Consider the following 415-nt stretch of genomic DNA (forward strand, 5'->3'; position numbering starts at 1 on the left):
GCGATCGCGGAGCGGTTGGCCTGCGCGAGCCGGGCCTGCAGCGCGGGCAGGTCCTGGCCGGCGCCCATCACGGCGCCGCGGGCGTCCACGACGCGGTAGTCCATCCGCAGGTGCAGGGGCACCGCGTCCAGGGCCCACAGTCCGGGCTCCACCACCACGCCGCGCACCCGGCGCACGGCCGCGGACAGCGCGTCCGGCAGCTCGTCCCGCAGCGGGTCGGCATGGGCCTCGAGGTCCGCGACGAGCTGCTGGGCCACGTCCGGGGCGGGCACGAGGTTCTTGCGCACCGCCTTGGGCAACGCCTTGATGAGGGCGGTGACGAGCTCGACCCGCAGGCCGGGGACCAGCCACGCGAAGGGACCGGGGGAGACCTGGTTGAGCAGCAGGATCGGCACGGCCACGGTCACGCCGTCGG

General features: G+C 75.9%; 1 protein-coding gene. It reads right to left on the minus strand.

Features of this window, described 5'->3' with window-relative positions; genetic code table 11:
- On the minus strand, positions 1–407 hold a 407-nt coding region (locus tag JZ791_RS44390), incomplete at its 3' end, for a DUF3418 domain-containing protein (RefSeq protein WP_308163523.1).
- Positions 408–415 lie beyond the last annotated feature (8 nt).

Origin of the sequence: Nocardia alni, from assembly GCF_019038435.1 — a bacterium.
Classification (GTDB): domain Bacteria; phylum Actinomycetota; class Actinomycetes; order Mycobacteriales; family Mycobacteriaceae; genus Nocardia; species Nocardia alni.